This window comes from Rhodopseudomonas parapalustris, assembly GCF_053772255.1.
In genome coordinates, this window is record NZ_JAMKBZ010000014.1 from 1 (window position 1) to 21,254 (window position 21,254).

Sequence of the window (21,254 nt, forward strand, 5' to 3'; positions counted from 1 at the left end):
TTGTTCACGGACGACTAGTTATCCTTCAGAAACGCGATCAGCGCCGCATTCACTTCGGCCGGCTTCTCCTGCTGGATCCAGTGGCCGGCGCCGTCGATGATCAGCTTCTGCTTCAGATTGGGCAGCACCCGCTCGATCGCAGCGAGATGCTTGCCGCTCATCTTGTCTGAGATCACCGGATCGTTGCCGCCGGCAATGAACGCTGACGGCTGTCGGATCTGGGCGCCCTGCCAAGGGGAGGTCAGCTCCCAGTTTCGGTCGATATTGCGATACCAGTTGAGGCCGCCGCGGAAGCCGCTCTCTTTGTACCGTTCGATGAAGAAGGCGAGTTCGGCCTCGCTCAGCCATCCCGGCAACGGCAGCGTGGCGGCCGAGCGGCCGATGAAGCCGCGACCTTCGGGAACGAACAGCGACCGCGCCGGATCGGCGAAGCCGCCGCAGAGCATGCCGCGCATCGTCGCGGCGACGTCGCGCTCGAATTCGGTCTCAGCGACCCCGGGCTTCTGGAAATACTGCCAGTAGAAGTTGGTGATGCCCGCGGCGCGCAGCAGTTCCAGTGGCCGGCCCTTGCCGCGCCATGGCGGCGGCACGCTGAGGCCCGCCACCGCGGCGAACAGGTCCGGCCTGAACAGCGCGGCGTGCCAGGCCACCGGCGCGCCCCAATCGTGACCGATGATCGCGGCGCGGGTTTCGCCGAGCTCGCCCACCAAACCCACCATGTCGCCGACCAGATCGAAGATGCTGTAGGCCTCGACCGGTTGCGGAGCCGAGGAACGGCCGAACCCGCGCATATCCGGCGCCACCACCCGATAGCCGGCATCCGCCAGGGCGGCGATCTGATGCCGCCAGGAGTACGACAACTCCGGCCAGCCGTGGCACAGGATCACCAGCGGACCTTCACCCTGTTCACGCAGGAACAACTCGATGCCATTGACGGTGATCGTGCGAGTGGAAGCCATGATGTGTCCGCCCTGTTTGATTTTTTGAGTTGATCTGGAAGCGAGCTTGCGCCCACGGTAGGATTGATCGTCCGTACCTACAATCGAAAACGGCCGTGTCGGTTGCCTGGCCGACGCGGCCGCAAAGCTACTTGGAAATCCGATCGATGGCCGTCCCGACTTCGCTGCTTCCTCCGCGCTCGTCGCTCTGGCGCGGCCTGTTGGCGGGCTTGATCGCCGTCGCGCTCGGGGCAGGCCCGGTGACTGCTGCCAATCAGAGCGTCCAGGGCGCCAAGAAGGACGACGGCGGCTACGAGACCCAGGCGCCGACCGCGATCCTGATCGATGCCGAAAGCGGCAGCGTGCTGTTCGAGAAGAACGCCGACGAATTGCGCGCACCCTCCAGCATGATGAAGCTGATGACGGTGGAGGTGGTGTTCCACCTGCTCCAGACCGGCGAGCTGCAGCCGACTCAGGAGTACCGCGTGAGCGAGAACTCCTGGCGCTACGGCGGCGCTCCGGCCGGCAACTCGACGATGTTCGCCGAGATCCACAGCAGCATCTCGGTCGACAATCTGCTGCGCGGGGCGGTGATTCAGAGCGGCAACGATTCCTGTATGGTGCTGGCCGAGGGCATCGCCGGCAGCGAGGCTGCGTTCGTCGAGCTGATGACCAAGCGCGCCAGGCAGATCGGCCTGACGCAGTCGACCTTCGGCAATTCCACCGGGCTACCCAATCCCGACAACAAGATGAGCGTGCGCGAGCTGGCCAAGCTCGCCCGCCACATCATCCTGACCTATCCGGAATTCTATCCGCTGTTCGGTGAGAAGGAATTCACCTGGAATAAAATCCGGCAGACCAACCGCAACCCGCTGCTGAATTCGCTGGCCGGCGCCGATGGCTTCAAAACCGGCTACACCAAAGAAGGTGGTTACGGCATGGTCGGCTCTGCGGTGCAGAACGGGATGCGGCTGATCGTGGTGGTGAACGGGCTCGAGGATGCCGACGACCGCGCCAGCGAGACCAAGAAGTTGCTGGAATGGGGCTTCCGCAATTTCGAGTCGCGGGCGTTGTTCGCCGATGGCGCTACCGTCGGCTATGCCCGGGTGTTCGGCGGCCAGACTCGCTACGTGCCCCTGACCCCGGCCACCCCAGTGCGGGTGATGGTGCGCAAGAACGGCAGCGACAAGCTGCTCGCACGGATCGTGTATCAGGGGCCGGTGCCTGCGCCGGTCGAGGTCGGCCAGCGCATCGGTCTGGTGCGGGTGTGGCGCGGCCCCAATGTCGCCGTGGAGGTGCCGTTGAAGTCGGCCGAGGCTGATCCGGTCGGTTCGACCATGCGGCGCGCGGTCGACGGCGCCAGCGAGCTGATGATCGGGGTGCTGCGTGCCGGCCTGGCAAAGCTCTGAACATGGTTGAAAAGAAGCCGATAAAGTCTTCGATGCGCGGTCGCTTCATCACCTTCGAGGGCGGCGAGGGCGCCGGCAAATCGACCCAGATCCGGCTGCTGGCGAAGCGGCTGGAGAAGGCGCGGCTACGCGCGCTGGTGACCCGCGAACCTGGCGGCTCGCCCGGCGCAGAGGCGATCCGCAGCGCGCTTCTCGCCGGCATCGGCAAGCTGATCGGCGGCGCCGACGCCGAGGCGCTGTTGTTTGCAGCCGCGCGCGACGATCACGTTCGTACCCTGATCGAACCGGCGCTGGCACGCGGCGAATGGGTGCTGTGCGACCGGTTCTACGATTCCACCCGCGCCTATCAGGGCAAGCTCGGTGCGGTCAGCCTCGAGCTGCTCGACGCACTGCAGCAGGTGACGATCGGCGACATGAAGCCCGACCTCACCGTGATCCTCGATATTCCGGTCGAGATCGGGCTGGCGCGCGCCGCGGTTCGCCGCGGCAGCGACACACCGGACCGGTTCGAGTCCGAGGCGATCGATTTCCATCGCAGCCTGCGCGAGGTGTTTCGCCAGATCGCCGCGGACGAGCCCGAGCGCTGCATACTGATCGATGCCAATGCGGAGCCGGAGGAGGTCGCCGACCGGGTCTGGCAGGCGGTGCGCTTGCGCCTGCTCGAACCCGCTCGCGTCGGAGCGAAATCGGCATGAGCGCGCGCAAGACCGCTGTTAAGGCTCAGCCGCAGGAGTCCGCCATCCGCCATCCGCGCGAGACCACGGCGCTGTTCGGCCATCATTCCGCCGAGCAGGCGCTCCTCGATGCCTATCGCGGCGGCCGGATCGCGCACGCGTGGCTGATCGGCGGCGCGCAGGGCATCGGCAAGGCGACGCTGGCCTACCGCATGGCGCGGTTCGTTCTGGCGCATCGCGAGCCGCAGTCGGAGGCGGTGCAGGGCGCCGCCTCGCTGGCGGTCGATCCCGACCATCCGGTGGCACGCCACATCGCCGCCGAGGCGCACGGCGGCCTGCTGACGCTGGAGCGTTCGGCGAACGAGAAGGGCGTGCTGCGCAACGTCATCACCGTCGACGAGTCGCGCGAGACGATTTCGTTCTTCGGGGCCACCGCCGCGGTCGAAGGTTGGCGGGTGTGCATCGTCGACACCGTCGACGACCTCAACGCCAACTCGGCCAACGCGCTGCTCAAGGTGATCGAGGAGCCGCCGCAGCGTTCGCTGTTTTTGCTGCTGTCGAATGCGCCGGCGCGGGTGCTGCCGACCATTCAGTCGCGCTGCCGCAAACTGATGCTGCGCCCCTTGGCGACGGCCGACGTGATCGCCGCAGCGGTCGATGCGACCGATATGGACCCCAATGATCCCCAACTCGCCGAGGCAGCCGCGGCCTCCGAGGGCAGCGTCGCGCGCGCGCTGATGCTGATGGGCGGCGGCGCGCTCAGCCTGCAGCAAACCACGACCGCGCTGCTCGACAGCCTGCCCAACGTCGATCCGCGGGCGCTGCATGCGCTCGGCGATGCGATCGGCGGCACAGACCGGGCGACCCTGGCTGCGTTCATCGACGGCATCGACCGCTGGGTCGCGGCGCGGCTGCGCACGCCTGATCCCAACGCGGAACTGCCGCGCCTTGCACGGCTGGCGGAGGTATGGGAAAAGATCGGCCGCGCCGCACGCGACACCGAAGCCTACAATCTCGAGCGGAAACCGCTGGTATTTTCGGTGTTCGGGCTTCTCGCGGAGGCGGTGCGCTGACGCCGATCCGGCGATCGATCGCCCGGCATGGTCAGCGCCGCCGCGCTCAACCGATCCAGATTTGAAAGGCGTCCGCGCAGATGGCGCAGCGAAATTCTTTCTACATCACCACCGCGATCGCGTACCCGAACGGCGCGCCGCATATCGGCCACGCCTATGAGGCGATCGCGACCGACGCGCTGGCGCGTTTTCAGCGGCTCGACGGCAAGGACGTGTTCTTCCTGACCGGCACCGACGAGCACGGCCTGAAGATGATCCAGACCGCGCAGAAGGAGGGCTTGACGCCGCACGCGCTCGCCACCCGCAATGCCGGCCGCTTCCGCGAAATGGACGACCGCCTCGGCGTCTCCTACGACCGCTTCATCCGCACCTCCGAAGAGCAGCATCACGCTTCCGTCCAGGAGATCTGGAAGCGGATGCAGGCCAACGGCGACATCTATCTCGACAGCTATTCCGGCTGGTACTCGGTTCGCGACGAAGCCTATTACGCCGAGGACGAAACCGTCGTCGGCGAGGACGGCGTCCGCCGCGGCCCGCAGGGCACGCCGGTCGAATGGGTCGAGGAGAAGAGCTACTTCTTCAAGCTGTCGGCCTATCAGGACAAGCTCCTCAAGCTCTACGAGGAGCAACCCGATTTCATCGGCCCGGACTCGCGCCGCAACGAGGTGGTCAGCTTCGTCAAAAGCGGGCTGAAGGATCTGTCGGTGTCGCGCACCACGTTCGACTGGGGCGTCAAGGTGCCGGGCGATCCGGAGCATGTGATGTACGTTTGGGTCGACGCCCTGACCAACTACATCACCGGCGTCGGCTTCCCCGACGAGGCCGACGCCAATTGGCACTATTGGCCGGCCGACGTCCACGTCATCGGCAAGGACATCATCCGCTTCCATGCGGTGTACTGGCCGGCGTTCCTGATGTCGGCGGGCGTTCCAATCCAGAAGCGCGTCTACGCCCACGGCTTCTTGTTCAACAAGGGCGAGAAGATGTCGAAGTCGGTCGGCAACATCGTCGATCCGTTCAATCTCGCCGACCAATACGGCGTCGATCAGGTGCGGTACTTCTTTCTGCGCGAAGTGCCGTTCGGCTCCGACGGCAGCTACAATCACGAGGCGATCGTCAACCGTATCAATGCCGACCTCGCCAACGATCTCGGCAATCTGGCGCAGCGGTCGCTGACCATGGTGGCCAAGCAGTGCGAGGGCAAAGTGCCGGAGCACGGCGCGTTCAGCGAAGCCGATAATGCGATCCTGGCGATGGCCGATGGCATGATTGCGCAGGCGCGGACCGCAATGGCGACGCAGCAGATCCATCAGGCGCTGAATACGGTGTGGGCGGTGGTGGCGGAAGCCAATCGTTACTTCGCCGGCGAAGCGCCATGGGCGCTCGCCAAGACCGATCCGGCGCGGCAGAAGACGGTGCTGTACGTCACCGCCGAGGTGCTGCGGCAAATCGCAATCCTGGCGCAGCCGGCGATCCCGACCGCGGCGGGCAAACTGCTCGACATCCTCGGCGTCGCGGAAGGTTCACGCGACTTCGCGGCGCTGGCGACGCGGATCGTGCCGGGCACGCCGCTGCCTGCGCCTGCCCCGATCTTCCCGCGCTATGTCGAGCCGGCGACCGCATGATGCTGGTCGACAGTCACTGCCATCTCGACTTCCCCGACTTTGCCGACGACCTCGCCGGCATCGTCTCTCGCGCCGAGAGCGCCGGGGTGGGGCGAATGGTGACGATCTCGACGCGGGTGCGGAAGCTGCCGGACCTGCTCGGGCTCGCCGAGCGGTTTCCCAACGTGTATTGCTCGGTCGGCACCCATCCGCACCAGGCCGACGAGGAAGACGGCATCACCACGGAGGAACTGGTGAAGCTGGCGCAGCACCCGAAGGTGGTGGCGTTCGGCGAGGCCGGGCTCGATTACTTCTACGAGATGGGCTCGCGCGAGGCGCAGGAGCGCGGCTTTCGCGCCCACATCGCGGCCGCGCGCGAAACCGGCCTGCCGCTGGTGATCCACACCCGCGAGGCGGACGTGGATTGCGGCAAGATTCTCGAAGACGAGATGGGGAAGGGAGCTTTTCGCGCGGTGCTGCATTGCTACACCGGCGGACGCGATCTTGCGATGCAGGCCATCGATCTTGGGCTGATGATCTCCTTCACCGGCATTCTCACCTTCAAGAAGTCGCAGGCGTTGCGCGATCTCGCCGCCGAGCTGCCGGGCGACCGCGTCATGGTCGAGACCGACTCGCCGTATCTGGCGCCCGGCAAATATCGCGGCAAGCGCAACGAGCCGTCTTACGTGGTTGAAACCGCCAAGGTGCTGGCTGACGTCCGTGGCGTGTCGCTCGACGAGATCGCCCGCCAGACGACCGAGAACTTCTTCCGCCTGTTCGGCAAGGTGCCGGCGCCCGCCGCCGCATGACGCCTTTGATATCCGGGGTCGCCGCATGACGCTGACGCTCACCATCCTCGGCTCGGGTTCCTCCGCCGGCGTGCCGCGCCCGGCACTCGGCTGGGGTGCCGCTGATCCGTCCAATCCGAAGAACCGGCGCCGTCGCTGCTCGCTGCTGGCCGAGCGCGTCACGCCGGACGGCATCACCCGGGTGCTGATCGACACCTCGCCGGATTTGCGCGAGCAACTGATCAGCGCCGACGTCGATCATCTCGATGCGGTGTTCCTCACCCACGAGCACGCCGACCAGACCCATGGCATCGACGATCTGCGCTCGGTGGTGATGGCGATGAAGCGACGCATCCCGGTCTATCTCAACAAGTCGACCGGCGAACACGTCCTGTACCGCTTCGCCTACTGTTTTGAACAGGCGCCCGGCAGCTCGTATCCGGCAATCCTGGAGTCGCGCAGCATCGAGGCCGGCGAAAGCAAGACCATCGCCGGCGCCGGGGGCGACATGACGCTGACCGCGTTCCTGCTACAGCACGGCGACATCCCGGCGCTCGGCTATCGCATCGCCGGCGCGGCCTATACGCCCGACGTCCACGACATTCCGGAAGCGAGCTTCGCCGCCCTCGAAGGCCTCGACCTCTGGATCATCGACGGCCTGCGCTACAAGCATCACGCCAGCCACTTCAACATCGAGACCGCCCTGAAGTGGATCGCCCGCTTCAAACCGAAGCGCGCTGTGATCACCAACATGCACGCGGATATCGACTACGAGACGTTGCGCAAGGAATTGCCGGACGGCGTTGTGCCGGGGTTCGACGGGATGCGGCTGGATATCGCCGGCTGATGCTTCGCTCGCGCGAATAAGTTGAGCCCATCATTCCGGGCTAACCTAACAGCGCGCCCAGAGCGGCTCGTTCGACGTGTCGCTTAGTTCCGCCCGGTATCGTGAATTAGACATCCGAACTCGCGAGACGTTCCGATTATTTCGCGCAGATGCGGATGAGCGATGCGCCGGACGCAGACCGTTCCGGACGTTGGTCGTTCTCTCTTTTTCAACCGGTCTTCGGCCTAAGTGGGCCTTCGGACAACGGAGGACGGGCGGTGCGCGACCTGTGGTTCTACGACTGGATGGCTCGGCGGGTACGGCTGAGTTATCGCCTGAAGATCATGACCGTCGCCTTCATCGGCACTCATATGCCCCTGATTGCGGTGGCGATCTACATTGCGGCGGCCCATACGGCGGACTGGTCCGACTTCGTCTCGACCCTGCTGACGACGCTGGTGGCGACGCTCGCCGGAACCGCGTTGACGCTGTTCGTGCTCGATCAATTGCTGCGGCCGGTGCTGCTGACTGCGCGGACGCTGGAGATCTATCGGAACGCCCGCGAGGTGAGGGCGCTGCCACGGCACTACACCGATGAAGCCGGCTTGCTGATGGCGTGCGCGACCGACACCATCGAACATCTGGAACAGACCCTCGACCAGATCGAGCATCGCGACGACGGTACCGGCCTGCCGAACAGCAAACAACTGCTGGTGATGATGACCGCTTTCGTCGTTGACCGCGCGCCGTTCGCCCTGGCAATCGTGCGGTTCACGGACTATCAGCGGGTGAAGACCGCCTATGGCAAAGACGAAGCCGAGCTGGCGATGTCGCTGCTGGCGCGCCGGCTGTCGTCGCGTGTCGCCGAAGGCAAGGTTCTGGCGCGACCGGGACGCGCCGAACTGGCGATCCTCGGTCCAACCGACGAAAATCCGATCGCACACGCTGCGCTCGCGGGGCGGATCCGCGACGTGCTGGAATCTGCTGCCGGCGAACTGGCGATCGGTTCCGTCGTCTTGGAGCCGGAACTGCAAACCGGCCTCGCGTTCTATCCAGCGGACGGCGAGAGCGCCGAGGCTCTGCTCGACGCCGCGTCCGCCGCGGCGCTGCGGAGCAGCCCGGCAGCACCGCTGGTGCTGCATTCTGACGCCGACCGCCGCGCGGCGCAGTCGCGCTTCGAGCTCGAACAGGATCTACGCCGCGCGGTGACGGACGATCAGTTCTCCCTGTACTACCAACCGGTCGTCGATCTGGCCGCCGAACGCATCGTCGGCGCCGAAGCGCTGCTGCGCTGGCGGCATCCGGAGCGCGGCATGGTGTCGCCGACGGAATTCATTCCGATTGCCGAAGCGACCGGCCTGATCCAGCCGATCGGGCTGTGGGTGCTGAACCAGGCCTGCCGGCAGATCCGCAACTGGTCAGGCAGCTCGCTCGGCGACATCAGAGTCGCGGTCAACCTGTCAGCGCGACAATTCCTCGATCGAGACCTGCTGCGCCATGTGCGTGGTGCGCTCGACAGCGCCGGGGTCACGCCGGACCGGTTGGAGATCGAGCTGACCGAGACCGCGGCGATGGCCGACCACGCCCACACCCGACGGATGTTCGCCGCGCTGCGCGATCTCGGCGTCGGCATCGCGATCGACGATTTCGGCGCCGGCTATGCCAGCATGAGCTACTTGCGCAAGCTGCCGTTCAACAAGCTGAAGATCGACCGCGAGTTCGTCAGCCACGTCGACACCTCGTCGGAAAGCCAGGCGATCTGCGACGCGCTGATCGCGCTGTCGCGCGGGCTCGGCCTCGACGTGCTCGCCGAAGGCGTCGAGCGCGAGGAGGAAGTGCAGCATCTCTATGCACGCGGCTGCACCGTCTTCCAGGGCTACCTGTTCGCCCACCCGGTCCCGGCCGAAGAGATCGAACGCACCATCGGCGTTGCCCAGCTCAGAATGCTGCATCGGAAGATGGCGCCACGCGAGCGAGCCCCGACACTCCGCAAGCGCGACGCGAGCTGAGCGCGCGAGAGGCGGCTACGGCATGCCAGCGCATCCTCGCCTCATTCTAAAGCGCTCGCGCAAGCAAGCGAACCCGGAATGTGAGGCGAGTTCGGTCCAGTCGTTGCTAACAATTTCGGGATTCCGGGCTCGCGCTGCGCGCGCCCCGGAATGACTCGGTTGGTGAAAGCCAACTTCACCTCGCGCGATGCGCACTACGTCGCAACGCTATCGAAGTGATTACTCCAAAATCGCCTTCGCCGACTTCACCTGATCGCGCAGCATGAATTTCTGAATCTTGCCGGTCGAAGTTTTGGGGATCGACGAGAACACGATGCTCTTCGGGGTCTTGAAGCCGGGGAGGTGTTCGCGGCAATAGGCGATGATCTCGGCTTCGGTGGCGCTGGCGCCGTCCTTCAGTTCGACGAAGGCGCAAGGCACCTCGCCCCATTTTGGATCAGGCTTGGCGACCACCGCGGCGAACAGGATCGCCGGGTGCTTGTACAGCACGTCCTCGACCTCGACCGACGAGACGTTCTCGCCGCCCGAGATGATGATGTCCTTGGAGCGGTCCTTGATGATCACGTAGCCGTCGGCATCGAGCACGCCGAGATCGCCGGTGTGAAACCAGCCGCCGGCGAGCGCTTCCTTGGTGGCCTTCTCGTTCTTCAGGTAGCCCTTCATGACGATGTTGCCGCGGAACATGACCTCGCCGATGGTCTCGCCGTCGCGCGGCACTTCCTGCATCGTCTCGGGATCGAGCACGGTGACGGCTTCCTGCATCGGGTAGGGCACGCCCTGGCGCCGCTTCAGCTTGGCGCGCTCGGCGACCGGCAAATCGTCCCAGCCGGGCTGCTCGGCGCAGACCGAGGCCGGGCCGTAGACTTCGGTCAGGCCGTAGACGTGGGTCAGCTTGATGCCGATGGTCTCGGCGCCGGCCAGCACCGCCATCGGCGGCGCGGCGCCGGCGATCAGGCCGACGACCGGTTTGGCCGCAGCACCCTTCGGCGCTTCCGGTGCGTTGATCAGCGCGTTGTAGACGATCGGCGCGCCGCACATGTGGGTGACGCGGTGCTTCGGGATCAGCTCGAAAATCTTGGCCGGATCGACCTTGCGCAGGCAGACGTTGATGCCGGCCGCGGCTGCGAGCGTCCACGGGAAGCACCAGCCGTTGCAGTGGAACATCGGCAGCGTCCACAGATACACCGGATGCTGGCCGAGATTGCCGGCCAGGATGTTGCTGACGGCGTTGAGATACGCGCCGCGATGATGCGTCACCACGCCTTTGGGATTGCCTGTAGTGCCGGAGGTGTAGCCGAGCGAGATCGCGTCCCACTCGTCCTCGGGGCGATGGCCCGCAAAGGTCGGATCGCCGGACGCGACGGCGTACTCGTATTCGAGTTCGCCGATGCGGTGGCTGCCGGGATACATCTTGTCGTCGACGTCGATCACCAGCGGCTTCGGCTTGGTCATCAAGGTCAACGCCTCGGCGACGACGCCGGCAAATTCCGGATCGACCAGGATGATCTTGGCGCCGCCATGGTCGAGCTGGAACGCGATCGCGGCGGCATCGAGGCGGATGTTCAGCGCGTTCAGCACGGCGCCTGCCATCGGCACCGCGAAGTGCACCTCGACCATCGCCGGCACGTTGGGCAGCATCACCGCGACGGTATCACCGCGGCCGATGCCGCTCCGGATCAGCCAGGACGCGAAGCGGCGGCAGCGCGCGCGGGTCTCTTTCCAGGTGTAGTGGCGGCCTTCGTACACCACGGAGGTGAGCTCCGGATAGACGTTGGCGGTTCGCTCCAGGAAGCTCAGCGGCGACAGCGGCACGAAATTGGCCGGCGTCTTGTCCAGACCGATGCTGTAGTGACCTTGCGGGGTGCTCATGACGACCTGCCTCTCACTTCACGACGGCGCCGCTGCGTTTCTCCCCGCAGCGCCTCTACAGGAATCCAATCGAAATCCACGGGATCACCGCGACCACGATCAAGCCGATCAGCAGCGCCAGCATATATCCCCAGATCGGGCGCATGCCTTCGGCGGGATCGACGCGGCCGATCGCACAGGCTGCATAATAGCCGACGCCGAACGGCGGTGCGAACAATCCGATGCCCATCGCCAGGATCACCACCATGGCGTAGTGCACTTCGTGGATGCCGACAGCACGGGCGATCGGAAACAATAGCGGCCCGAACAGCACGATCGCCGGAATGCCTTCCAGCACGCTACCGAGAATGACGAAGGCGACGATCGACACCGCCAGGAATGTCGCCGAGCCGCCGGGCAGGCCGGTCATTGCCGCCGCCAGCGCCCGTGAGAAGCCGGACTGCGTCAGGCCCCAGGCCATGCCGGTCGCAGTGCCGATGATCAGCAGGATCGCGCCGGACAGCGCCGCGGTCTCGACCAGCATCGGCCGCAGCCGGCGCCAGTCGAACTTGCGGTACACCAGGATGCCGACCACCACGGCATAGACGATGCCGATGGTCGAGACTTCGGTGGCGGTGGCGACGCCTTCGACCACGGCGGCGCGGATCACGAACGGCAGCGCCAGCGCGGGCAGGGCGACGATGAACGCCTTGCCGATCTCGCTGCCCTTGGCGCGCGTGACGTGGCTGAGATCCTCGCCGCGATAGCGCCACCACACCAGGCTGCACAGCATGATCGCCAGCACCACACCGGGCAGCAGGCCGCCGGTGAACAGCGCCGAGATCGACACGCCGGTGACCGAGCCGATCGTGATCAGCACCAGGCTCGGCGGAATGGTTTCGGTCTGGGCGCCGGTGGCCGAGAGCAGGGCGACCAGATCGCCTGGCTTGGCGCCGCGCTCCTTCATCTCCGGAAACAGCACCGGCGCAACGGCGGCCATGTCGGCGGCCTTGGAGCCTGAAATGCCGGACACCAGATACATCGCGCCGACCAGCACGTAATGCAGGCCGCCGCGAACGTGGCCGAGCAGGCTGGCGAGAAACGCCACCATCGCCCGTGCCATCCCGGTCATTTCGATCAACAGGCCGAGGAAGACGAACAGCGGCACTGACAGCAGGATGAGGTGGCTCATGCCCTCGTCCATCCGGCCGACCAGGATCAACAGCGGCGTCGACGTGGTCAGCGCCAGATAGCCGTAGATCGCGAGGCCAAATCCGAATGCGATCGGCACGCCGGCGAACACGCAACAAGCGACCACGCCGACGAAGAAGATCACCAGGTTGAGGTTGCCGAGCGGCTTGAACAGCGGCTGGGCGAAATAGAACGCGCCGATCAGCAACAGCACCGTCAGCGCCGCCCCGGCGACCAGCTTCAGATCGCCGAATCGGATCAGCCGCAGAGCTGCGAACAGCGCCATCAGCGCGATGCCGACCGGCAGCGCCGCGGCGCGCCAGCTATTGGCGAGCGACAGCGCCGGCGTGGTGATGTAGCTCTCTTCATAGGCGTATTCGTAGGCCGGCGCGGCGATCAGCAGCAAGAACGCCAGCGCTGCGCAGATCCCGACCAGATCGAGCCACGCGCGCAGGCGCGGGGAGGCTCCCGCCACCATCGCGGTCATCCGCATGTGCTCGCCGCGGCGGAACGCCACTGCAGCGCCGAGCATCGCCAGCCACAGAAACAGGATCGACGCCAGTTCGTCGGACCAGATCAGCGGGCTGTGGAAGACGTAACGAGATACCACGCCGGCGAACAGCACGACGATCTCGACCACCACCAGAACGGCGGCCGGAATCTCGACCAGCAGGCCGAGCCCGGCCTCCAGCGCGCCGATCAGCGTCTTGCGCTGGGGCGCGTGGAGCCGTTCACCGGCGGTGAGCTCGGAAGCGTCGGCGCTCGCCATCGGCCAGCCGTTACGCCAGCTTGCCGACTGACTTTTCGAGCAGCGACCACGCCTGATCGCCGTATTTGCCTTTCCATTCGGCATAAAAGCCGGCGCTGCGCAGCTTGTCGCGGAACGGCATCACCGTCGGCTGATTGAAGATCAGGCCCTTGGCAGTCAGCTCTTCCTTGACGGTGGCGTTGAGCTTGGCGGTGTCTTCGCGTTCCTTCACCGCAGCGGCGTTGATGTTCTTGGCGACGATCGCACGGACGTCCGGCGGCAGCTTTTCCCAGGCACGGCGGTTGGCCAGGAACCAGAAGCCGTCCCACATGTGGTTGGTCAGCGAGCAGTACTTCTGGACTTCGTACAGCTTGGCGGTCGAGATCAGCACCAGCGGATTTTCCTGGCCTTCGACCACCTTGGTCTGCAACGCCGAATAGACTTCGCTGAAATTGATCGAGGCGGGGGCCGCATCGAACGCCTTGAACATCGACGTCCACAGCGGCGACACCGGCACACGGATCTTGAAACCCTTGAAGTCGTCCGGGCCGTTGATCGGCTTGGTCGAGGAGGTGGTCTGGCGGAATCCGTTGTCCCAGATCTTGTCCATCACGATCAGGCCGGCCTTCTGGATCTCGCCGCGGACATGGGCGCCGAGTTCGCCATCCATGGCCTTCCAGACCGTCTCATAGTCCGGGAACGCGAAGCCGATGCCGTTGATCGAGGCCGCCGGCACCAGGGTCGACAGGATCAGACCCGACAGTGTGAAGAACTCGACGCCGCCGGCGCGAATCTGGCTCAGCATGTCGGTGTCGGAGCCGAGCTGGTTGTTCGGGAAAACGTCGATCTGGACCTTGCCGTCGGTCTCGGCCTTGATCGCCGCCGACATCTCGCGAGCGCGAACGTTGAGCGGATGGGTGTCGGGCAGGTTGTTGGCGTATTTGTACTTGAACTCGGCCTCGGCAGCGCGCGCCACCCAAGGCGCACCGATGCCGCCGATCGCGGCGGCCGCTGCCGACGCCTTCAACAAGCTCCTGCGTGAAAAACTCATCTCGCTTCCTCCTGCCCGCATGCTCTTTTTTGTGAGAACGCACCCGAAATGTCGACGCGCCCTTGGTCATCATTTCGACTGGTCCGGTCAAGCGATTTTGAGCCATCGGTGGATGGCCGGGCCATCGGCTCGACCAAGGTGACGGCAGGCAGGCATGGCGCGCCGGACCGAGACGGACCGGAGTTGGCGGACGCCGCAGGCTCCAGGCGACGGATGGCCGGGCGACTTGGGCCTACATCGCGCAAGCCGCTAGAGGCTCGGCTAAGCCGGCCGCAAGGCGGCTGCATCGCCGAGCCGCGCACATGATTGCGCGCTCTCGGATGGTCGCAGAGTTGTCGCGACCGCAGCCAGCATAGAGGCTCGCAGCTTCGACAAAGCGGAACGCCCGAACCGTTGAGCACTGCGCAGGCAGAACTTTGCGTATGCCAGACAAGACGTTGGTGAAAAAGGCATATAAAGATATTCCATAATATACCTTATGCGAATTATGGATTGGTCTAACCGGGATCATTGCTTGGCTCTGATTGTCGCGCACTCCATAAGACCGCGTCTGGCTCTCAGCGGACGGAATGTGGCTAGCGGTCGCCCTAACCTTGCAAGAGCGACGTTCGTTTCGAGCATCTGACGCGACTCCGCCGACTTGGCGAAGCCGCAATCTCCGTGTCGCCGAAAGCCTTCAGGCATCTCGCCGGATCACCGCAAACCACATCTTCAAGCCGCCTGCGAACGCCTGAGGATGGGCGGCCATGAAAGCCGGGTTCAGTTCGCTCTCTCTCAGCTCGAGGGATTCGATCGTCCAACCGTCGGAAAAGGCCTGTTGCAGGTCCTGCCGAGAGACGCTGCCATTAGGCGACGCGGGGCATTCGTCGCTGAAGCAGAACAGCAGCAGAAGCCCACCGGGTTGGACGATGCGGGCAAGCCCGCGCACATAGCGCGTCCGCTCTTCGGCCGTGTAGATGTGAAATAGGCCGCTATCGAGGATGGTCGCGAAACGTTCGTCCCACTGCTCCAAGGTCATCGCATCCTTCACGAGGAAGCGGACCGACAACCCACCCTTCTCTGCGGCCTTGCGCTTGGCGCTGTCGATCGCCTTCGGCACGAAGTCGATGCCGGTGACCATATGGCCTTGCTCCGCGAAAAAGATCGCCATTCCGCCCGTGCCGCAGCCGCAATCCAGCACTGGGCTGACAATCTGCGCGGCCGCGTCGACAAACGGCGGTTGCGGCCTTCCGGTGTCCCACGGCGGAGCTTCATTCGCATAGATTTCCGAAAAGCTATCCTTGTGGGTCCGCGTCGAGTCGATGACAGCATCCCCCCGCGCGTTGAAACGCGTGTTCATAGATCGATCTCCTGGTCAGTGGGTGATGTGTGAAGGGCCTACGCTGGCGCACTGCGGGCCGACAGCCCGTCGATGATGACGTCGATGGCCCATTGGCTACGGTTAGGACCGTCGCCTGAAATCATGTCGCTGCGTAAGCGGTGCAAGTGCGGAAATTCATGGGCCGTGACGGCCGACAGAACAGAGGCTACGCGTGTCAGCCCGCGGTCGTCGGTCGTGTGGAGAGCTTGCTCAGCGGCAATCGATGTGACGTACAGCACCAGAAGGTCTACGCCCCAGGCTGCGGTCGTTACGCCAACCCCACCTTCGCTGAGAAGGGCAAGGATGCACTCCCATATCCGCAAGCTGTTCGGCCCGGACGCGATGGTCGAGAGCGCCAGTTGCGCAAGGCCGCGGCGGGCTTCGAGAACGCCGTGATACGAGATCAGCAGGGCCTTCAGCCGGTCGCGCCAGTTTCCCTGCTGAGCGGGCAGGACGACTTCAGAAAAAACATGATCGAGCAGCGCGGCATGTAGTTCATCGGTGTTTGCGAAGTAAACGTAGAGCGACGCAGCGCCGGTATCCAGGCGCTTGGCGATGTTACGCATGCTGAGGCCGCCCTCGCCTTGCTGTTCCAGGATGGCGAGCGCGGCCTCAACGATCGCTTCGCGGCTCAAAGGCGATTTGGCCGGGCGACTCCGGCGGCTGACAATGGTGCGCGGCGGGACTTGGTTCATGTCCCGAGGTTGCCATTACGAACACTGTTCGTCAAGAACGTCGTTCGTTAAATCACGTGCCGGTCGCTTTGATGATCACGGCGTAACCGGCCATTAGATCCCGTTCATTGACCCACGGCGGCTTTGCGCTGAAGTTCGCTTCACCATGCGATTCACCTTCATTCACGCCGCCGACCTCCACATCGACAGCCCGCTGGCCGGGCTCCGGACCAAGGACGAGGATGTCGCCCAGCGGTTCGCCGCGGCCGGACGTAAGGCCGTTCAGGCGCTGGTCGACGAGACCATCGCCAGTGGCGCCGCATTCCTGATCATCGCGGGCGACATTTTCGACGGCGACTGGAAGGATGTCACCACCGGTCTGTTCTTCGTCAGCGCGATCGGCGCGCTCCACCGCGCCGATATTCCGGTATTCATCGTCAAGGGCAATCACGATGCCGAAAGCCTGATGTCGCGTGGGCTGCCCTACCCGGACAGCGTCACGGTGTTTCCGACCAAGGCTGCGACGGTCGAACTCGAACGCTATCGCGTGGCGCTACACGGCCGCAGCTTCGCCGACCGGGTCAACGCCGATTTCGTATCGAGCTACCCGGCGCCCCGCGAAGGCTGGCTCAACATCGGCGTGCTGCACACCTCGCTCGACGGCACCCGCGGCCACGAAGGCTATGCGCCGTGCAGCCTCGATGACCTCAAGCGGTTCGGTTACGACTATTGGGCGCTGGGCCACGTCCACGCCGCCGAGATCGTCAGCCGCGATCCGTGGGTGGTGTTTCCGGGCAATCTGCAAGGCCGCAGCGTGCGCGAAACCGGCCCCAAGGGCGCAATGCGCGTCACCGTCGAGGATGGCCGCATCGTCGAGGTCACGCCGCTGGCGCTCGATGGCGCGCGCTGGGCGCATCTGACGATCAATCTTGCCGACTGCAACGAGGAAACTCAGATTCCCATGCTGGTCAGCGAACGGCTCGCCGAGCTGCACGGACGAAGCGAAGGCCGCGCGCTGGCGGTCCGGGTCACGCTGACCGGCGCCACGATACTGCACGACCGGCTGCTGGTACGCCGCGAGGAGCTGCAGGACGATCTGCGCGCCGGCGCGCTGCAGCTCGCTGCCGATTGCTGGATCGAGCAGCTCAAGATCAAGACCTCGATGCCGGAGCGCGCCGCGGCCACTGCACCGAACGGCGACGACATCGATGTCGCCGCCCTGCTCGCCCAAGGCACGCAGGACCCCGGCTTCGCTGCGGCGCTGGCCGAACTGACCGAGACTATCAAGGCCAAGCTGCCGCGCGATCTGCACGAGGAGTTCGAGGCCTCGGACGTACTTGCCAGCCTGAGCGACGACGCGCGCGCGCTGCTGAGCGGAGAGCTGTCGTGAGGATCGAGCAACTGACGCTGGAGCGCTACGGCATCTTCACCGACCGCGTCCTGTCGTTCGCACCGCAGGCCTCGCTGCACGTCGTGCTCGGCGCCAACGAGGCCGGCAAGACTTCGGCGCTGACCGCGATCGGCGATCTCTTGTTCGGCTTCGGAGCCCGCACCGACTACGATTTCAAGCACGACAGCAAACTGCTGCGGATCGGCGGTAGCTTTCGTCACTCCGATGGACGCCTGATCGGGGCGCGCCGGCGCAAGGGCAACAAGAACACGCTGCTCGATGCCGACGATCGCGCCCTGCCCGATGATCACTTCGCGGCCCTGCTCGGCGACGTCTCGCGCGTCACCTTCGACCGCGAATTCGGCATGACCGCGCAGGCGCTGCGCGAAGGCGGCACCAAGCTGCTCAGCGCTGGCGGCGATCTCGCCGAGACGCTGGCGGCGAGCTCGGCCGGCATGGCCGAGCTTTCGCGGATCAAAGATCGCCTTCAGCAGCAGGCCGATGATCTGTTCACGCCGCGCAAATCGGCGAGCAAGCCGTTCTATCTCGCAGCCGACCGCCGCGACGCCGCCGACAAGGAGCTGCGCGACGCGATCGTGACCCGCGAGGCGCTGCGGCAGCTCCAAGCTGCGGTGCAGGACGCTGAAGCAGAGCTGGAACGGCTGAAGACCGACCATGCCGCCTGCGGCGGCAAGCTGGCGCGCTGGCAACGGACGTTGCGGGTGCGCTCGCAACTTGCCCGGCTCGACCGCATCGAGACCGAGCTGAATGCGCTGGCCGATCTGCCGGCCGTGGCCGAACCGATCCTAGCCGAATGGCGCACTGCGCTCGACAGCAAGACCTCGCTCGAGGCCGAAGTCGCGGCGCTCGACGCGGCAGCGGCGGCGGATGCTGCCGAGCTTGCGACGATCGACGTAGACGAGGCGCTGCTGGCGGAAGCCGGCACGATCGAAGCCCTGCGCGAGCGGCTCGGCGCGGTGCGCAAGGCCGCGACCGATCTGCCGCGGCGCCGCCACGATCGCGCCGTCGCCGAAGCTGCGCTCGACGACAGCGCGCGGCGTCTCGGGCTTGCTTCGCATGTCGAACTATTGGCTTCGCTGCCGACCGAACCGGCGCTCGCAGATGCCCGCGACCGCATCGAGAAAATGCGGCGCACCACTCAGGAGCTGGCTGAACTCGAAGGCAAACACGCGCGCGCGAAGCGTGAGCTCGACAGTGCCGCCGCGACCGGCGACGACCCTCATCTCGTCGATCTGGAGCCGCTGCGCCAGCGCTTCGAGGCGCTCGGCGATGTTCCGGCGCAGGAGGATCGTTTGCGCCGGGAGCGGGCTGCGCTCGCGGTCGAATTCGAGGCACTCGGCAACGCCCTCGCCGCGCTCGACCCGGCACCGGGCCCGCTCGACCGTGTGCGCGCGCTGCCGGTGCCCGACCGCGCCATCATTACCAAATTCGCCAGCGCCTTCGACCTGAGCGAAACCGAATTGAAGCGGCTCGATGCCGAGATAGCGAAGCTGGACGACGCAATTACAGCTTCCGAGGCGGAGCTGGCGAAGCTGTCGAGCGCCGGCGCGGTGCCGACCAAGGCCGATCTGATCGCGGCTCGGCAAACTCGGGACGACCGCCTCGGTGCGCTCTACGATGGGCTCGATGGCGATCGCGGCGAGCGCCGGCTGCGGTTCGACGACGTCGCCGAGGCGTCGCGCACCATCGACGACATCACTGACTCGCTGCTGACCGACACCCAACGCGCAGCCCTGCACGAAGATGCACTGCGGCGGCTTGCGGACACGCGCGGCGAACGAGAGCGCGTGACCGCCAAGCGCGCCGGTTTGCGGCAGGGACTTGCTGACATCGCCGAGGGCTGGACCAGAGCCTGGGCGGCATCCGGAGTACATCCGGCGGGCGCGGCCGAGATGCTGCGCTGGCGCGACCGGCTCGACGAGATCATTGCCAAACTCGCGAAGTGCGACCTGCAACGAGCGGACATCGCCGCGCAGGAGATCGCGCTCAGCGACGGCAAGATTGCGATCATCGGTTTTCTCGACAGCGTTGGCCGCCAGCCCGACGCCACCGCGCCGGCGGGCGTGCTGTATCGCGAAGCCAAGGGCCGGTACGATCAGTTGGTCGCAGCCTGGAGCGACGCCAAGGCGCGCGCCGCAACCCGCGACCGGATAGCGCGCGATCTGGCCGAGGCCGAGACCGCGCGAGCGGCCTGCGAGCACCAACTTGCCGAGCTGCGGCAGCATTGGCCGCAAGTCATGCGCGCAATCGGACTTGCCGACGATGCGTCGCCCGCTCAGGCCGAAGCGGCACTATCGGTGTGGAGTGCGGTCGGCGTGCCGCGCGCCAGTTTCGAGCGCGAAGGCCGCAGCGTCGACACCATCACCTCGGACCTGCAGGAGTTCGAGCGCGACGTCGCCGACATCGTTGGTCGCGTCGCGCCGGATCTGAGTAGCCTCGCGTCCCAGGAAGCCGTGCTGCGCGTCGCCGAGCGGCTGGTCGAAGCGCGCCGCGCCAGCGAAGCCGGCCGCCGCCTGCACGACAATGCCGCCAAGCGCGCGATTACTCGCGGCGCACTGGCGGCCAAGCTCGCCGCGAGCACTGAGACGCTGCAGCGCGCCGGCGAGACCTTGGGAACCGATATCACCGCGGTGCCGGAACGGCTGTCCCGTCTCGTTTCGCGGCTGCAGTTGCAGACTGAACAGGCCGAGCTGCGCAAGCACCTGCTCGAAATCGCCGACGGTCATGACGAGACCGCGCTTCGTCAGGAGCGTGAGGGGATCGATTTCGACCGGCTGCAGGCCGACATCACCAGCGCGACCGAACAGCAGGAGCAGTTACTCAAGGACATCTCGGACGCATCCGCGACCCAGCATCAGCGGCAGCGTGAGTTGGAGGCGCTCACAAAGGGCCGCGACGCTGCGGGTGCCGCCGGCCGGCGCCGCGAGGCCGCCGCCGAGTTGCTGGCAATCTCCGAAGACTGGTTGCTGCGCTCGGCAGCGGCGCTGTTGGCCCGCCGCGTCGTGGAACTGCACCGCGCCAAGGTGCAGGATCCGATGGTTGCACGCGCCGGTGAACTGTTCGCGCTGGCGACGGCAGATGCCTTCGCGGGGCTGGGGATCGATTACAGCGACCAGGACGAGCCGACGCTGGTGGCGCGCCGTGCTTCGGGTGAGCGCGTGCCGCTGTCCGGGCTGAGCGAGGGCACGCGCGATCAGTTGTTCCTGGCACTGCGGCTGGCGCTCCTCGAACGCCGCGCCTCCGAGCCGCTGCCGTTCATCGGCGACGATCTGCTCGCCAGCTTCGACGACAGGCGGACGCTGGCGACGCTCAACCTGTTGGCGGCAGCAGGCCGCCAGCGCCAGATGATCCTGTTCACCCATCACCGCCATGTCGCCGAGCTCGCCCAGTCCCTGCTCGATCATCAGGTCGATCTCGTCGAGCTGTAGAGAACTGATCGTCTCGTTGTTCCGCGCGCCTCTTGGATCCGATCGTGGCCGCGGCCCCAGTGAGCCAAAACGTCGCATCGATCCAAGGCCTGTGCGCTGCCGCGCGGGTTCGACGCGGCTCAATGGTCTTGCTCCGGACGCTCGCAAACCCCATAAAATGAACCACAGCTAAGAACGTTGCCGAAAGGGCTGCGGAACGACAAACCGGATCGGAAGGACCCA

General features: G+C 65.7%; 15 protein-coding genes. 9 read left to right on the forward strand and 6 right to left on the reverse strand.

Annotated features, from left to right (window positions below):
* Nucleotides 1–14: 14 nt before the first annotated feature.
* Nucleotides 15–959 carry an alpha/beta fold hydrolase gene (locus M9H71_RS13820; RefSeq protein ID WP_455405553.1) on the reverse strand — a complete coding sequence of 315 codons (945 nt, stop codon included), beginning with the start codon at nt 957–959 and terminating at the stop codon, nt 15–17.
* A gap of 146 nt (nt 960–1,105) precedes the next feature.
* Between M9H71_RS13820 and M9H71_RS13825 the strand changes: the two genes are divergently transcribed.
* The 7 genes from M9H71_RS13825 to M9H71_RS13855 all read left to right on the forward strand — a co-directional run bounded on the left by M9H71_RS13825 (nt 1,106) and on the right by M9H71_RS13855 (nt 9,321).
* Nucleotides 1,106–2,347, forward strand: coding sequence for a D-alanyl-D-alanine carboxypeptidase family protein (locus tag M9H71_RS13825; RefSeq protein ID WP_455405554.1), 1,242 nt, complete (start codon nt 1,106–1,108; stop codon nt 2,345–2,347).
* Between the two features lie 2 nt (nt 2,348–2,349).
* Complete coding sequence (gene tmk, locus M9H71_RS13830) at nt 2,350–3,042, forward strand: dTMP kinase (protein WP_455405555.1); 693 nt, start codon at nt 2,350–2,352, stop codon at nt 3,040–3,042.
* Entirely contained in the window at nt 3,039–4,094 is a 1,056-nt protein-coding gene (locus M9H71_RS13835; protein WP_455405556.1) for a DNA polymerase III subunit delta', read from the forward strand. The genes tmk and M9H71_RS13835 overlap by 4 nt, the downstream gene beginning before the upstream one ends.
* A gap of 80 nt (nt 4,095–4,174) precedes the next feature.
* Complete coding sequence (gene metG, locus M9H71_RS13840; protein ID WP_455405557.1) at nt 4,175–5,719, forward strand: methionine--tRNA ligase; 1,545 nt, start codon at nt 4,175–4,177, stop codon at nt 5,717–5,719.
* Nucleotides 5,719–6,507: a TatD family hydrolase gene (locus M9H71_RS13845; protein WP_455405558.1), complete on the forward strand. Its 789-nt coding sequence runs from the start codon at nt 5,719–5,721 to the stop codon at nt 6,505–6,507. Before metG ends, M9H71_RS13845 begins: the two co-directional genes overlap by 1 nt.
* A gap of 25 nt (nt 6,508–6,532) precedes the next feature.
* Entirely contained in the window at nt 6,533–7,333 is an 801-nt protein-coding gene (locus M9H71_RS13850; RefSeq protein WP_455405559.1) for an MBL fold metallo-hydrolase, read from the forward strand.
* Between the two features lie 257 nt (nt 7,334–7,590).
* On the forward strand, nt 7,591–9,321 hold the full coding sequence (locus tag M9H71_RS13855; RefSeq protein ID WP_455405560.1) for a putative bifunctional diguanylate cyclase/phosphodiesterase: 1,731 nt from the start codon (nt 7,591–7,593) through the stop codon (nt 9,319–9,321).
* Between the two features lie 219 nt (nt 9,322–9,540).
* On the opposite strand, the gene M9H71_RS13860 is transcribed toward M9H71_RS13855, so the two are convergent.
* The 5 genes from M9H71_RS13860 to M9H71_RS13880 form a co-directional block, all read right to left on the reverse strand.
* Nucleotides 9,541–11,190 carry an acyl-CoA synthetase gene (locus M9H71_RS13860; protein WP_455405561.1) on the reverse strand — a complete coding sequence of 550 codons (1,650 nt, stop codon included), beginning with the start codon at nt 11,188–11,190 and terminating at the stop codon, nt 9,541–9,543.
* Nucleotides 11,191–11,245: 55 nt separating this feature from the next.
* Complete coding sequence (locus M9H71_RS13865; protein WP_455405562.1) at nt 11,246–13,129, reverse strand: TRAP transporter large permease; 1,884 nt, start codon at nt 13,127–13,129, stop codon at nt 11,246–11,248.
* Between the two features lie 10 nt (nt 13,130–13,139).
* Nucleotides 13,140–14,159 carry a TRAP transporter substrate-binding protein gene (locus M9H71_RS13870; protein ID WP_455405563.1) on the reverse strand — a complete coding sequence of 340 codons (1,020 nt, stop codon included), beginning with the start codon at nt 14,157–14,159 and terminating at the stop codon, nt 13,140–13,142.
* Between the two features lie 676 nt (nt 14,160–14,835).
* A complete protein-coding gene (locus M9H71_RS13875; RefSeq protein ID WP_455405564.1) occupies nt 14,836–15,498 on the reverse strand; it encodes a class I SAM-dependent methyltransferase in 663 nt (220 codons plus the stop codon).
* Nucleotides 15,499–15,536: 38 nt separating this feature from the next.
* On the reverse strand, nt 15,537–16,214 hold the full coding sequence (locus M9H71_RS13880) for a TetR/AcrR family transcriptional regulator (protein WP_455405565.1): 678 nt from the start codon (nt 16,212–16,214) through the stop codon (nt 15,537–15,539).
* Between the two features lie 145 nt (nt 16,215–16,359).
* Between M9H71_RS13880 and M9H71_RS13885 the strand changes: the two genes are divergently transcribed.
* Both M9H71_RS13885 and M9H71_RS13890 read left to right on the forward strand, forming a co-directional pair.
* On the forward strand, nt 16,360–17,583 hold the full coding sequence (locus tag M9H71_RS13885; RefSeq protein ID WP_455405566.1) for a metallophosphoesterase: 1,224 nt from the start codon (nt 16,360–16,362) through the stop codon (nt 17,581–17,583).
* Nucleotides 17,580–21,032 (forward strand): AAA family ATPase, encoded by a 3,453-nt coding sequence (locus M9H71_RS13890; RefSeq protein WP_455405567.1) that lies wholly within the window; start codon nt 17,580–17,582, stop codon nt 21,030–21,032. Before M9H71_RS13885 ends, M9H71_RS13890 begins: the two co-directional genes overlap by 4 nt.
* Nucleotides 21,033–21,254 lie beyond the last annotated feature (222 nt).

Coding starts and splice junctions, on each gene's coding strand:
- metG (WP_455405557.1), top strand. CDS start 4,175: ATGGCGCAGCGAAATTCTTTCTACATCACCACCGCGATCGCGTACCCG.
- M9H71_RS13885 (WP_455405566.1), top strand. CDS start 16,360: ATGCGATTCACCTTCATTCACGCCGCCGACCTCCACATCGACAGCCCG.
- M9H71_RS13880 (WP_455405565.1), bottom strand. CDS start 16,214: ATGAACCAAGTCCCGCCGCGCACCATTGTCAGCCGCCGGAGTCGCCCG.
- M9H71_RS13825 (WP_455405554.1), top strand. CDS start 1,106: ATGGCCGTCCCGACTTCGCTGCTTCCTCCGCGCTCGTCGCTCTGGCGC.
- M9H71_RS13835 (WP_455405556.1), top strand. CDS start 3,039: ATGAGCGCGCGCAAGACCGCTGTTAAGGCTCAGCCGCAGGAGTCCGCC.
- tmk (WP_455405555.1), top strand. CDS start 2,350: ATGGTTGAAAAGAAGCCGATAAAGTCTTCGATGCGCGGTCGCTTCATC.
- M9H71_RS13875 (WP_455405564.1), bottom strand. CDS start 15,498: ATGAACACGCGTTTCAACGCGCGGGGGGATGCTGTCATCGACTCGACG.
- M9H71_RS13850 (WP_455405559.1), top strand. CDS start 6,533: ATGACGCTGACGCTCACCATCCTCGGCTCGGGTTCCTCCGCCGGCGTG.
- M9H71_RS13865 (WP_455405562.1), bottom strand. CDS start 13,129: ATGGCGAGCGCCGACGCTTCCGAGCTCACCGCCGGTGAACGGCTCCAC.
- M9H71_RS13845 (WP_455405558.1), top strand. CDS start 5,719: ATGCTGGTCGACAGTCACTGCCATCTCGACTTCCCCGACTTTGCCGAC.
- M9H71_RS13870 (WP_455405563.1), bottom strand. CDS start 14,159: ATGAGTTTTTCACGCAGGAGCTTGTTGAAGGCGTCGGCAGCGGCCGCC.
- M9H71_RS13820 (WP_455405553.1), bottom strand. CDS start 959: ATGGCTTCCACTCGCACGATCACCGTCAATGGCATCGAGTTGTTCCTG.
- M9H71_RS13860 (WP_455405561.1), bottom strand. CDS start 11,190: ATGAGCACCCCGCAAGGTCACTACAGCATCGGTCTGGACAAGACGCCG.